Raw genomic sequence first — 12,930 nt, forward strand, 5'->3', positions numbered from 1 at the left:
TGAGGCAGGCAAGCAGCGACCCGATCACGCCTAGGCATAAAACGGGCTAGCACAACTCAAATAGATCTTGATCCATAGTGAATTAAGCATTAAATCGGCCGCAGATAATTCGATATTGACCCAAAAAAGAGCTAACAGCTGAAACAGCAAATTTAAGAAATAGCTTTAATTTTGCGGGCTAAGACAATCGCCAACAAACCAGCGCCGCAACTGAGGACACCAATCCATCCATAGTTGGCTAAATGGCCATCGCTTTGCTGGGTTAAAATTAATCCGGCCAGCAAAGAGGCAGCGCCCGAAGCAAAATTTTGTACCGCCGAATTAAATGCCATTAAGCGCCCGCGTAAATGCGGCTGAGTAGCGGCTGCCACCATCGTCGACGATGGAATAAAACGGCCACTAACAAAAATAAAAAACAATACCGAAATCGCCAAATGCCAAGGCAAACTCACAGCTAAATTTTGCGTTACTAAAACAATCGGAATAAAACTAGCGACAACCAAATACGCGACGACTTTTTTGGCAGGGTAACGATCGGTCAAGCGGCCAATCATTGGACGGCTAAAAATAGTTGCCGCACCACCGACTAAATAAAAATACATTAAATCTGCGGGCGCCAAACCGACATTCGCAATTAAAGTAGGGGCAATAAATGGAATCACCAAAAATCCCGAAACCATTAACATCGCGGTTAAACTCACCGCCCACCAATGATTGGGAACGCGCAATAACTCTCGGTAATTATCCAGCCAATTAGCGGCTTGATTTAAGCTCGCCAAATGACCACGTACCGATGGGATATACCGAATAATCGCTAAGGCCACCATGGCGCAAATACCGGTTAAGACCAAAAATGGCAATCGCCAGCCACTATGCGCTGCCAACCATAAACCCAATGGCACCCCCGCCACTGCTGATAATGAAAAACCCAGCATTACCCAGCTCATCGCGCGGCCGCGGCGTTCGGGCGGAATTAAATCGCCAACAATCGCCAGTGAAATTGAGCCCAAGACGCCACCAAATACGCCAGCCAAGACCCGAGCTAATAATAGGGTGAAGTAGGAATTACTGAGCGCACACGCCAATGTGGCCAGCATTAATCCGCCGTAGCAAAACAATAAAGCGTGACGGCGATCAAAGCGATCGGCTTGCGAGGACGCCAGCAAAGCTGAGCAACCCGCAGCCAAAGAATACGACGAGACTAAAAGACCAAAGTGGGCGGTATTGATCTGAAACTCGGCCATTAAATACGAAGCCAGCGGCATCATAATCATAAAGTCAGCAATGGCAGTAAACATCACCAGCATCAAGGAGATCAGCATGGCAAATTCTTTACGGGCGGCGTTGGGCATCATCAAACCAAAACAAAAGAGTGCTATGAGTCTACTCCAGCCAAGGATGATGACAATGGAGAATTACACATCAAAGGGTATTGCCTGCCGCCCCAGATCTAATATTGATTAGATCGCAATACCCAATCTCTGATTTAACGCAGCGCAACGTACAAGTTAAATACGCTTAATACCGAAATCAACGTCCCAACCATCCACAATAAGGTGCGCGCATTTAATTTATGGCAAAGCCATGCGGCAAACGGCGCGGCAAATAAACCGCCTACAATTAAGCCAGCAACCAATAACCAATGTTCCATTTCGGCCCACAGCAAAAATGCTCCTGCAGTAGAAAATGCGATAAAAAATTCTGCCGCATTCACCGTGCCAATGGTTTTGCGTGGATCATTTCCGCGCCCGACCAAAGTCGACGTCACCACCGGCCCCCAACCGCCACCGCCAACGGCGTCAACAAAACCGCCCAATAGCGCCAAAGGACTCACATGCTTAATTTCACTCGAATGCGGTTTAGGATGCGTCGCCAACCACGCTTTGCGCAAAATATACAAACCCATCAGCAATAAATAAGCCGCGATATAGGGCTTGATCAAATGCCCGTCAATACTGGTCAGCAAATAAGCGCCGGCCACCCCGCCGATCACCCCCGGAATCACCAACCGCCGAAATAAGGCCTTATCCACGTTGCCAAACTTTAAATGGGATAAGCCAGAAAAACCGGTAGTAAAGACTTCCGCCACATGCACCGCCGCTGATGCCGCCGCCGGACTGGCACCCACCCCAATCAAAAAAGTATTCGAGCTAATACCGTAGGCCATACCTAATGCGCCATCGATCGCTTGCGCGGCAAAGCCCACCGCCACTGCGGCCCAAAACTGCGGCGAGCTAATCACTTGCTGTGCGGCCAGCAGCAATTGATTACCCAGCACCGCCGATTGCCCTTGCATTAGATGCTGAACGATATAAACGCTAATGCCCATCGCGATCAGCAAGGTCAAACCAGCCAAGCGTTTGCTTTGCCACAGGCGACGCTCGCTGCCGATCGCCGTATCCAGCGGGGGCAAACCGATCTCTTGATGCAATCGATTTTCTGGACTGTCGCTTAAATCTGGATGACGAATTTTCATGGATTACGCCTCAATTGAGCAGCAAATAATTGAGCGCGAGTGTAAGGGGAATATTTAAAATCAAAAAGACTGTTTAGCAACACCTAAAGAAGCAAATGTTCTATACCATCCGCCATTGCGCTAAGGCGCGATTAATCTGATTGCACGCGCAATCTTCACACCGCAAAAAGAAAAAACCGAGCAAGCTCGGTTTTTGGCGCCGCAGAAAGTCTGCATTTACTCTGGCTTCACACTATCGTGGCCAATTACGTTTTTCACGCTAGGCTGTTGTAAATCTTTTTCCGCCACATCGGCGGTTTTATCCACCCATCCACTGGCCTTTTCTGCCACATGGCCAGCGGCATCGCTAACTTTCGCCCCCAGTTCACTGGCTTTTTGTTTACTGGCATCCAAAGCTTGTTCAGTGGCTTGCGCCGCTTTAGCCCCGAACTCAGCCGCTTTTGCCGAGACATCATCCGATAACCCACCGGCCTTGTGCGCTAACTCTGTCGCGGCTTGCTTGCTACTATCCCAAGCATGATCGGCGGCGATTTTGGCCTTATCGCCGAGCTCTTCGGCGCTGTGCACGGCTTGATCGGCAAGATCGCCAGCTTTATCGGCTAATTCAGAGACTTTTAAAGCCGCCTGCTCGGCAGCGGCATTCATCGACTGCTCTGCGGTATCAAGTAGTGATTTTGCTTTATCAAAAATACTCATCGGGATAACTCCTAGGGATCAATAAGAAAAACCAAGCCAGACTTAACCAACACAAGATGAAAACATAACGAAAGCTATAAAGAAGATATAAACCGTAACACAGCTGCATCCTTCTTGCTACGGATTACAAAAATACCGCAAGCAGCCGCCCGCAGCATGCTTTAATCGTAGAACGGAAAGAAAAGGATTTACACCATGCCACAACGCTTACTGATTACCGGTGGTACCGGCTTTATTGGCAGTGCTTTGGTTAAAGAGCGACTGGCCGCTGGCGACCAAATTACGCTGTATAGCCGCCACCCGCAGGCGGCAATCGCGCAGTTTGAAGGCCAAGTCAGCGCGTTTGCCGACTGGCAAACGCTCAGCCCGAACAGTGTTTTTGATGCGGTGATTAATTTGGCCGGCAGCCCCGTGGTTGGCCCACGCTGGTCTACGGCACGTAAGCAGTTACTGCTAGATAGTCGCGTGGGAACCACCGAGCATTTAATTGCCTGGCTAGCCCAAGCGCAAACCCGGCCGGCGGTCCTCATCAACGGCTCGGCAATTGGTTATTACGGTTGCCGTGGCGACGAAGCGCTCGATGAAACTGCGCCACCGCAATCTGAATTTATGTCTGAACTCTGCCAGCAATGGGAAGCGTCGGCGAACAAAGCCCAAGCACTGGGGCTGCGCGTGGTTTGCCTGCGCTTAGGTTTGGTATTTTGTTCTAAGCAAGATCCAGGCGGCGCCTTACCTAAACTGGTTTTACCTTATTACTGGGGTTTAGGCGGCAAAATGGGCCATGGTGAGCAAGTGATGAGCTGGGTGCATCGCGATGATGTACTCGCAGTGATCTCGCTGGCAATGGCGGACGCAAGTTTTAGCGGCGCTTACAACCTCACCGCGCCGAAGGCTCCCACGCAAGCGCAATTTGCCAAAGCGGTTGGCCAAGCGCTACACCGCCCAACGTGGTTCAGCACACCCGCTTGCTTAATTGATGCTGTAGCCGGAGAAATGGGCGCACTATTTACCCGCGGGCAACGCGTCATCCCTCAGCGACTCCTTGAGGCGGGGTATCGCTTTAAATATCCTGATTTAAAAAGCGCGCTCGATGCATACCTAGGCAAAAAATAATATCCATGGCAGTGCGAAAAGTGCTCTTTATCCTTGATCGCACTCCGCCTGCCATGCGCGATAAATTCTAAGTGCCACATGCGCATCATCGGCGGCGTATTGTTTTTGCTTATCCGTCAGTGGCAATAAAGCCCAATTGGACGTCGAGATTTTTTTTGATTTTTGTAATTTCTGGCCAAAAAACTGCGCTACCGCCGTTTTAGCGCCGACATCACAGCGCGAATCAGTGCGTAGCGCCCGCGCCAAATCCAGCACCGGATTGATCGCAATACCCAGCTTGGCTTGCAATCGTTGCTGATCGTCGCCCAAGCCAAAACCCACTTTTAAAATCGAGGTCGATTCCAAAATAGCTTGCAATGCAGGATAAGATTCACCGCGCCGAATCGGAAATAAAAACACCCTATCTTGCGTGGCCAATTGAATTAAATGCGGTCCTTGCGAAACCTGCCCTTTCATAAAGACGGGTTTTGATTCGGAATCAAAGCCTAACACATCGGCGGCAGCCAATATGCGGCTAGCGATTAAAGCGTCAGCGGGCGAGTTCACGACAATAATGCTGCGCGCATCAATGCCAATATAAGGAGGGATTAGGATTTCATCTGTCATGTCGCCATGATAACCCAGCAACGCGCAGTCAGTTGCTCTGATCAAGCCAAGCCACACCATCATCAAAATAAAAGCGCTGGGTAATTTTCTTGTAACTTTATACCTATCATCCTAGTCTGAATCAATCAATTAGCCTAGAGGCGCGGTAATGAGCTGCAAAAAAATACCGTTTAAAATATTTTTTTTAATCTGCTGCATGGTTTTTTTGACTAGCTGTGTGAGCAAAGCACCGCCCACACTTCGCGTCGGTATTAATGCATGGCCAGGTTACGAGTTTATTTACTTAGCTCAAGAACTGGGGCTGTATAAAAAAATCGGAATTGACGTTAAATTAATCGAATTTAATTCCTTATCCGATGCGCGACGCGCTTTTGAACGCGGTCAGATTGATGCCTTAGGCACGACAGTGATTGAAGTTTTACAATCCAGAGAAAACACCGATAGATCATTACAAATCGTCAGCGTCAGTGATTATTCCGATGGTGCCGATCTGATTATTGCCAATAAAAAAATACCGGATATCAAGAGTCTTAAAGGGAAAACCGTCGGTCTAGAGCTTTCTTCGCTTGGCGTTTATGTCTTGGCGCGGGCATTAGAAAAAAATGGCCTGACTTTGAATGACCTAAATTTACAGTCATTAAATCAACAATCACTCGCAGAAGCCCTGCAAGCGGGCGAGCTCGATGCCATTGTGACCTACCCGCCGACCAGTATTAAATTACTAGCCAATCCAGATTTTCATACCCTGTTTGACACCAAAGCCATTTCAGGTGAAGTGCTCGATGTCATTGCCATTGATGAACAATTCATTCAACAACACCCTGCGGCCGTCAAACAATTTATTGCGGCATTTGAAGCTGCTTATCAATATAGCTTAATCCACCCCGACCAAGCCTATGCCATTATGGCGGCCCGCGAAGGAATTACTGCAGATGAATTTAAACATGCATTAAATGACGGAATAAAAATAATCAGCTTGGCCGAACAAGCCGCTTATTTTAAAAACAACGGCAAACTGGATGAAGTCATTCTGCGTACAGATAAAATATTAAGGCAAAACCAGCAAATTAAAGGCAGCGACCAAACCAAAAAAATCATTTCGCCATTAAGTCGACCTGAAACAAAATGATTCAATTAATTAAAGAAAAATGGCTAAGATCATTAAACTTTAAACTGCTACTCCCTTTGGCACTTGCTAGTATTTTATTGGCAACGCTAGCCATCACCGTGATTTATCAAACATCAAAAAACCAATTAAAGTCAAAAATAGAAGAACGTGGTGAGCTGATGGCCAATACCATCAACTATGTTGCTGAAAGCATTACTCGACAAGGTGAGCTTGTGCGAATTATCACCGCCCTCGGTGCAGAAGAAGGCGTTGATATCATCATCATTGTTGATAATGACAGTAAAGAAATAATCGCATCGACCAAACTAAACCTAATCGGAAAAAACATCAACGACATTGAAAACGAAAATTTAAAAAACCAGTTGCTTGAACATGCCGACTTAAAAAAATCATACAATCTATTCACCCCAGAGCAATTTCAACACCTAATTATCAAACCACTACTACTTAGCAAATCGATCGACATAGAAAAAAACCAAGCTTTTATTTTTATTCAACTCAACACCGAGCAAGCACAAAAAGAAATCAACCTCATTACACTTCAGTTTTCGATCGCCTGCCTTTTAGGAATTTTATTAATTAGTGGTTTAAGTTATTATTTATTCAGAAAAAACATTCTACAACGCCTAGAAACGATTGAGCACCATGTTAAACAGTGGGATGAGCATCGCAATTTTACTTGGCACGAAGCACAACAAGAAGATGAAATCGGCCACTTAGCCCAATCACTACAAATTGCAATGAGCACCACCGCAGCGGCTATTTCGACACTAGAGCAACAGGCAAAAGAATTAACTCAGAACGAAATCGATTTAACTCTCGCCAAAGAAACCGCAGTACAGGCTAACGAAGCAAAAAGCGAATTTCTGGCCAATATGAGCCATGAAATTAGAACGCCATTAAATGCAATTCTTGGATTTTCTGAATTACTCGCACAGACACCATTAAATTTAGAGCAAAAAGACTTCCTCAGATCAATCGACATTGGCGGGCAATCTTTATTAATTCAAATTAATGACATACTGGATTTTTCAAAAATTGAAGCTGGGAAGCTCATCTTAGAGAAAATAGATTTTGACTTTCGTTATTTAATTGAAGACACCATTGATTTAATGTCACAAAAAGCAAGAGAAAAATCCATTGAAATCATCGGTATTGTTGATTCATCAGTACCCAAAAAACTCAGTGGTGATCCGAGTCGATTACGGCAAATTTTGCTTAATTTACTGAATAATGCGATCAAATTTTCTAATCAAGGAGAAATCGTATTACGAATGCGCAGTACACCATTAGCGCCCCCTTTTCATCGCCTGTATATTGAAGTGAAAGACAGCGGCATTGGCATTAGCGCAGCTGAAATCAAAACTTTATTTCAACCCTTTGTTCAAGGCGATGCATCAACCACGCGCCGCTTTGGTGGTACCGGCTTGGGTTTATCCATTTGTCGCAGGCTCGTCGAGGCAATGCAAGGGCATATTGATGTCATTAGCCAACCCAATACAGGCTCAACATTTTGGTTTGAAATCACACTCGAAGCACGCCATAGCGAAGAAAATAATAATCAAAACATCGTGCTTCACAATAAACACGCCATCATTGTCGATGATTTACCCGCTAGCCGTGAGCGACTCTGCCAGCAATTAAGCGAAATGGGCTTCATTGTTACCATGATTAGTAATAGCTTTGATACCTTAGCCGCATTAAGCAAAGCCACGCACGCTTTTGATATTGCGCTAATCAGTAAGAATTTAGACTCCCATAGTAGTCAGCAGCTCGCCACCGATATTCATGCACTCCCTTTGCAGCACAACTTGCCGCTGATTTTACTCACCAGCAACAGCATGATTGGACAAGCCGAATCGGCCAAAGCCGCTGGTTACGCGGCATTTTTAAGTAAACCCATTCGCAGCAATACTTTATATAGCGCGATTGAATTAGTGCTCAATCAACATAACACCCCAGAGCAGGCTTTAGTCACAATGCATCAAATTGCCGAACAGCTCGCCACCAAAAAACACTATATTTTGGTCGTAGAAGACAACCCAGTGAATCAGCAGGTGGCGGTTAAAATGCTAGAAAAACTTAACTGCCGTGTCGATATTGCCAACGATGGTGCGCTCGGTGTCGCCGCTGTCGCAGCTCAAAACTATGATCTTGTGTTGATGGATTGCCAAATGCCCAATATGGATGGCTACGCCGCCACCGAGTGCATTCGTACCTCAGAGCTGCCTGGCCAGCACCTGCCCATTGTGGCGCTCACGGCCAATGTGTTTAAAGAAGACATTGTGCGCTGCCAGCAAGCGGGAATGGATGACTTCTTAAGCAAACCTATCACGCTCGCCGCGCTTAAAACCGCATTAGACCGGCATCTTCACCCCGGCTCACCATCAACACCACTTCAGACATCAAGCAGCGAATGATTTTGCTTTAGCAGTTTCACTTCGTCGCGACCAAACAAACCAACTCTTAGGTATAACCCCATAAAGCTTTTAAATAATCAAGTCCAAACATATACACCAGCAAAATTTAAAAAAATCGACAATAACAAAGCCCATTTATGCTGGCTTCGCCAAAATACACAATACAAAAAAGCACGCCTTCGCGTGCTTTTAAACGTTGAATATGGCGTTAGTTTGATTTAACGGCAAACCACGTTAGCGCCTGCAAACCCGCTTAAGCCAAGTAACGCTGCTCCAAATGCTGACGGAAATACAGCGGATTGAGAGACTCGCCTGTTGCGCTGCGGATTAGTTCGTCAGTGTTCAGATGGCTAGCTTGCTGCCAGATATGGGTATTGAGCCAAGTGAAAATCGGCGCTAAATCGCCTTCGGCGATGCGCTGATCTAAATCCGGATAGAGGCGTCGTAGCGTGGCAAAGTACTGCGCGGCATACATTGCCCCTAAGGTGTAGCTGGGGAAATAACCAAAGCTGCCGTCGGTCCAATGAATGTCTTGCATGCAGCCATCTTTAAAATTACCCGTAGTATCAACGCCCAAATACGCCTGCATTTTTTGATCCCACAACGCAGGCACATCATCGGGCTCGATTTCACCATTAATCAAAGCGCGCTCAATTTCATAGCGCAAAATCACATGTGCCGGATAAGTCAGCTCATCGGCATCCACCCGAATAAAGTCGGGCTGAACTTGGGTGTAGATTTGTGCCAAATTCGCAGGGGTAAACGCCGCTTGCGGCCCCAAATGCTGCTCAATCAACGGCGTAATCAAAGCCAAAAAGGCCGGATTTCGACCCAACTGCATTTCAAAAGCTAAGCTTTGGCTTTCATGAATCCCCATCGACCTTGCCCGCCCTACCGGCAAATGGCGTGTATCCTGCGGTAGGTTTTGCTCGTAACGCGCATGTCCGGTTTCGTGCACAATCCCCATCAAACTTTGGCTAAAATCCGCCTCGGTATAGCGCGTCGTAATCCGCACATCCTCGGCCACGCCACCACAAAACGGATGATGCGATACATCCAAACGTCCCGCAGCAAAGTTAAACCCCAATAGCGCCATCACCTCCACGCCCAAAGCGCGCTGCGCCTCAATGGCAAATGGCCCCGTCGCCGTGATGCGTGTTTCAGTCGCCTGCTTGGCCATGGCTTGTTGAATCAGCGCGGGGAGCCAACTTTTAACATCGGCAAAAATCCGATCGAGCTCAGCGCAAGTCATGCCCGGCTCGTATTTGTTGAGCAAAGATTCATACGGCGACAAACCAGTTTGATGGCTCAATAAAATGCCTTCTTCGCGCGCTAAACTCACCACCGCCCGAAAATTAGCCAAAAAGCCTTCCCAATCGTTATTCGCTCTTTGCGTGCGCCATGCATACGAGCATTTTGATCCGGCCAAGGTTTTGGCCTCAATCAAACTGGCAGGCAACAAATTGGCCAACTGCCATTGCCGCTTCATTTCTCGTAAACTCACTTGCTCAGCGTCGCTAAGTGGCTCACGGCTCGCCGCCGTCAACAACTCGGCCAAGGCCGCATCGGTTAATGTGCGATGCATTAGCACATCCAACTCGGCCATCGCTGCGCCACGCGCCTCATTGCCCTCCGGCGGCATCATCACAGCTTGATCCCACCCCACCATCGCGGCAAGATGTTCATAGCGATACAGTCGGGTAAATATCGTGACAAGCTGTTGGTAAGCTGTGGCTGGCATAACTCAATCTCAAAAATTTCAAAAAGTACCCCGATCATGACAGTGCCAGCGGCAAATGCAATCGGTATTTATTTTTGGTGGGACCGCAATCTGGTCCCTTAAATTAATTTGGCGAGCGTGACTGTATGCTTACAATCAAAAACTATAGGTATAGCTCTACATAACTTATAAATAATAGCCTACAGCCTTATACCTATAAAAAAAATCAACAACTAGTTACACTCAATCCAAGGGTTGAATTAAACTTACGTCACCACTCAGCAAAATTACCAGTTTGGCTGGTTCATTAATCCGCCATCCACGCAGCAAGATTCTGAACGGCAGACACTCGCTGAAATTGAAAGTGATCACAGATCGACTACGGTCGATTGATTGAGCTGGCCACCGCTCGCTGCGCCCGGCTCTGACTAAAGCTATGTACTTCATCTATTACAGAGTGGTCGCGCACAACTGGGTTTGATCCGCGCGCAAACAGAATATGGCACTGTTTTTTCCGCACAACCCTAGCGCAACTCAAACTACCCAACGGGCCACACACAATACAAACCAATGTCATCTGGTCACGCCACGCCAAGCTAGGGCTCGCATGCAGCTGGCTAATCAACCATATCAGCCAAACTGAAAAAACCATTTAAAACAAAAAGCCCGCAGGAATGCGGGCTTGAGGGGTGTTTGCTGCTACTTAGTGCCGGACGTTGCCAGACACGGGATCATTCCCACTCAATCATCAACAATCAGCATAACCTAATGATTTATTTAACAAATTTATCAATCAATAAACATAACACCATGAAAAATGCCATGATCAGACCATAGAGTTTTTCACACCTCTAGCTAACCAATGCGCAAGCAAACCAACAAAGTTAACCAGCCCCAAACCCTTCCGCTATAACCATTTTGATTAAAAAACCACACTTTATAACTGTTTTTGCGGCGGAGTAATCGATTTTGTGTCGGAACCAAGTAGCTATCGACCAATAACGAACCTTTGCTACTTTGCCAGCCAACGGGCATTTCCATTTGATAAAAAATTTTACAATAGAATCATAACATTAGGCAAAAAGCCATCACCTTTGTGTTGACAACAAAAACACACTAATTTATTGTTTACACAACAAACAACAGCGGAGCATCATTATGAAACTTTTAGGAATCTCTGAGATTGCAACATTACTCAACGTTTCTCGTCAAGTAATTTCCAACTGGAAAAGTCGAAAAGAAGGGTTTCCACAACCGATTAGCACACTTGCTAGTGGCCCTGTATGGCTCGCTGAAGACATTGAAAGTTGGGCTGAAACTGAAGGTATCACCATTTCTGAAAAAGTAGTTGGTTCCATTGAGAACAAGGGGTCTAGTCGTTATGCTTCTATTGTTGCAATGATGAACATGAAAGGTGGGGTGGGGAAATCTACTCTTACACAGAATATAGGTTGGTATGCTGCATATAAAAAAGGAATGCGCATTTTATTTGTTGACTTGGATCCTCAGTTCAACTTGAGTCAATATGTACTTGGTGCTAACGGCTACGAAAAGCTGATAGATGCAAAATCTCCTACGGTAGAGGTAATTTTTGAAAAGAATAGTAACTGCATTGATATTGGCAAGTTGATTCAAAAAGTCCATGAATGGGATGATGATTCTTGCATTCATATTATCCCTGCTAATTTGGAATTGGCATTCTCAATGCGTAATATTCAAGGCCACGAGCATATGCTTCGAGACAAATTAGAAACGTTGCGTACTGAATATGATCTGATTATCATGGATTGTGCACCAACAGAATCAAGCATGTCTACAGCCTCATACTTTGCAGCAGACAGCATATTCATCCCTGTTAAACCTGAGTTCTTATCAACCATTGGATTGCCTTTACTCGCACGTTCTATGAGTGAGTTTGCTATCGTGCACCCGACTGAAAAAGTGCCTACTGTTGGAGGGATTATATTCAACGATATTGGCGATAAGCTTGAACACAATAGATCAGTGAGAACAGTAAAAAAAGTTGCCACTGCAAATCAATGGCCAATTTTTAATTCACAGATAAGCCATTCCGACTCTTATCCTGCTGGCTCTCGTGCAGGGAAGCCAATTTTTTTAACAGATCATGCGCGGAACTCAAAAATCTCTGAGTTTGAGCAGGTGGGTGACGAATTTTTAAAAAGGTTGACATAAAAAATGTCTAAAGCTGAGCAGTTAATTAAAGAATTGGCGGACTTGTTGATTAAGTACGATGCCAATGATTGGCAACTTGCTGTCGCAGCACTTAAAAATGGTGCCACATATTTAAGCTCAATCGAGAATATGCAGAAGCAACCAGCAAGAAAACAAAATCAAACAAAGCGCAAAGTTGGACTATCTAAGTTTACTCTTCCAGTAGAAACTGAACCAGAAACTGCTGAAGTGTTAATGAAAATATATAGATTGGCCTCCATAAAGAATTCCAAAATTCCACTCGGGAGGCTGAGAGAGTTATATATAGATTTAGGGGGAAAAGAGGAAACTCCAAAAGAGAGGACTCCTTTAGCCAGAATGTTGACTCTTCAAATATCAAAGCTTTCTGTTGAAAAAATAGAAAATATTAAAAAGCTAATTCAAGAGAATGGAAGTGACATTGAAGGTGATTACGAGCGTTGGTTTAATATCATTAGAACTAATAGATTGGAATAGAACGATGACACGGCCAAGCACATAACGTTACCAGCTCCAATATAGGCTTAGGCTAAACATTGCCAGTCAATGCCAAGCCAAG

Annotated in this window: 10 protein-coding genes; 5 read left to right on the top strand and 5 right to left on the bottom strand. The window is 45.7% G+C overall.

Going from position 1 to position 12,930, the window contains the following annotated elements; genetic code table 11:
- Nucleotides 1–152: 152 nt before the first annotated feature.
- The 3 genes from K4H25_RS13155 to K4H25_RS13165 form a co-directional block, all read right to left on the bottom strand.
- Complete coding sequence (locus K4H25_RS13155; protein ID WP_221020915.1) at nucleotides 153–1,355, bottom strand: MFS transporter; 1,203 nt, start codon at nucleotides 1,353–1,355, stop codon at nucleotides 153–155.
- Between the two features lie 131 nt (nucleotides 1,356–1,486).
- Nucleotides 1,487–2,476 (bottom strand): sulfite exporter TauE/SafE family protein, encoded by a 990-nt coding sequence (locus tag K4H25_RS13160; RefSeq protein WP_221020916.1) that lies wholly within the window; start codon nucleotides 2,474–2,476, stop codon nucleotides 1,487–1,489.
- Nucleotides 2,477–2,692: 216 nt separating this feature from the next.
- Nucleotides 2,693–3,172 carry a hypothetical protein gene (locus K4H25_RS13165; RefSeq protein ID WP_221020917.1) on the bottom strand — a complete coding sequence of 160 codons (480 nt, stop codon included), beginning with the start codon at nucleotides 3,170–3,172 and terminating at the stop codon, nucleotides 2,693–2,695.
- A 195-nt stretch (nucleotides 3,173–3,367) separates the two neighbouring features.
- Here K4H25_RS13165 and K4H25_RS13170 point away from each other — a divergent pair, with 195 nt between their 5' ends.
- Nucleotides 3,368–4,285: a TIGR01777 family oxidoreductase gene (locus tag K4H25_RS13170; RefSeq protein WP_221020918.1), complete on the top strand. Its 918-nt coding sequence runs from the start codon at nucleotides 3,368–3,370 to the stop codon at nucleotides 4,283–4,285.
- A 27-nt stretch (nucleotides 4,286–4,312) separates the two neighbouring features.
- Here the strand turns inward: K4H25_RS13170 and K4H25_RS13175 are convergent, their stop codons facing one another.
- A complete protein-coding gene (locus tag K4H25_RS13175; protein ID WP_221020919.1) occupies nucleotides 4,313–4,891 on the bottom strand; it encodes a 3'-5' exonuclease in 579 nt (192 codons plus the stop codon).
- A gap of 217 nt (nucleotides 4,892–5,108) precedes the next feature.
- Between K4H25_RS13175 and K4H25_RS13180 the strand changes: the two genes are divergently transcribed.
- Together K4H25_RS13180 and K4H25_RS13185 are read left to right on the top strand one after the other, a co-directional pair.
- The gene (locus K4H25_RS13180) at nucleotides 5,109–6,020 is read left to right on the top strand and encodes an ABC transporter substrate-binding protein (RefSeq protein WP_221020920.1); all 912 of its coding nucleotides are present in this window, start codon (nucleotides 5,109–5,111) and stop codon (nucleotides 6,018–6,020) included.
- Nucleotides 6,017–8,440, top strand: a complete 2,424-nt coding sequence (locus K4H25_RS13185; RefSeq protein ID WP_221020921.1) for a hybrid sensor histidine kinase/response regulator — start codon at nucleotides 6,017–6,019, stop codon at nucleotides 8,438–8,440. Before K4H25_RS13180 ends, K4H25_RS13185 begins: the two co-directional genes overlap by 4 nt.
- A gap of 253 nt (nucleotides 8,441–8,693) precedes the next feature.
- On the opposite strand, the gene K4H25_RS13190 is transcribed toward K4H25_RS13185, so the two are convergent.
- Nucleotides 8,694–10,181 carry a carboxypeptidase M32 gene (locus K4H25_RS13190; RefSeq protein WP_221020922.1) on the bottom strand — a complete coding sequence of 496 codons (1,488 nt, stop codon included), beginning with the start codon at nucleotides 10,179–10,181 and terminating at the stop codon, nucleotides 8,694–8,696.
- Between the two features lie 1,137 nt (nucleotides 10,182–11,318).
- Here K4H25_RS13190 and K4H25_RS13195 point away from each other — a divergent pair.
- Nucleotides 11,319–12,353 carry an AAA family ATPase gene (locus K4H25_RS13195; protein ID WP_221020923.1) on the top strand — a complete coding sequence of 345 codons (1,035 nt, stop codon included), beginning with the start codon at nucleotides 11,319–11,321 and terminating at the stop codon, nucleotides 12,351–12,353.
- 3 nt (nucleotides 12,354–12,356) lie between these two features.
- Nucleotides 12,357–12,848: a hypothetical protein gene (locus K4H25_RS13200; protein WP_221020924.1), complete on the top strand. Its 492-nt coding sequence runs from the start codon at nucleotides 12,357–12,359 to the stop codon at nucleotides 12,846–12,848.
- Nucleotides 12,849–12,930: the final 82 nt, after the last annotated feature.

This window comes from Deefgea piscis (genome assembly GCF_019665785.1).
Classification (GTDB): Bacteria; Pseudomonadota; Gammaproteobacteria; order Burkholderiales; family Chitinibacteraceae; genus Deefgea.

Coding starts and splice junctions, on each gene's coding strand:
- K4H25_RS13155 (WP_221020915.1), bottom strand. CDS start 1,355: ATGATGCCCAACGCCGCCCGTAAAGAATTTGCCATGCTGATCTCCTTG.
- K4H25_RS13160 (WP_221020916.1), bottom strand. CDS start 2,476: ATGAAAATTCGTCATCCAGATTTAAGCGACAGTCCAGAAAATCGATTG.
- K4H25_RS13165 (WP_221020917.1), bottom strand. CDS start 3,172: ATGAGTATTTTTGATAAAGCAAAATCACTACTTGATACCGCAGAGCAG.
- K4H25_RS13170 (WP_221020918.1), top strand. CDS start 3,368: ATGCCACAACGCTTACTGATTACCGGTGGTACCGGCTTTATTGGCAGT.
- K4H25_RS13175 (WP_221020919.1), bottom strand. CDS start 4,891: ATGACAGATGAAATCCTAATCCCTCCTTATATTGGCATTGATGCGCGC.
- K4H25_RS13185 (WP_221020921.1), top strand. CDS start 6,017: ATGATTCAATTAATTAAAGAAAAATGGCTAAGATCATTAAACTTTAAA.
- K4H25_RS13190 (WP_221020922.1), bottom strand. CDS start 10,181: ATGCCAGCCACAGCTTACCAACAGCTTGTCACGATATTTACCCGACTG.
- K4H25_RS13195 (WP_221020923.1), top strand. CDS start 11,319: ATGAAACTTTTAGGAATCTCTGAGATTGCAACATTACTCAACGTTTCT.
- K4H25_RS13200 (WP_221020924.1), top strand. CDS start 12,357: ATGTCTAAAGCTGAGCAGTTAATTAAAGAATTGGCGGACTTGTTGATT.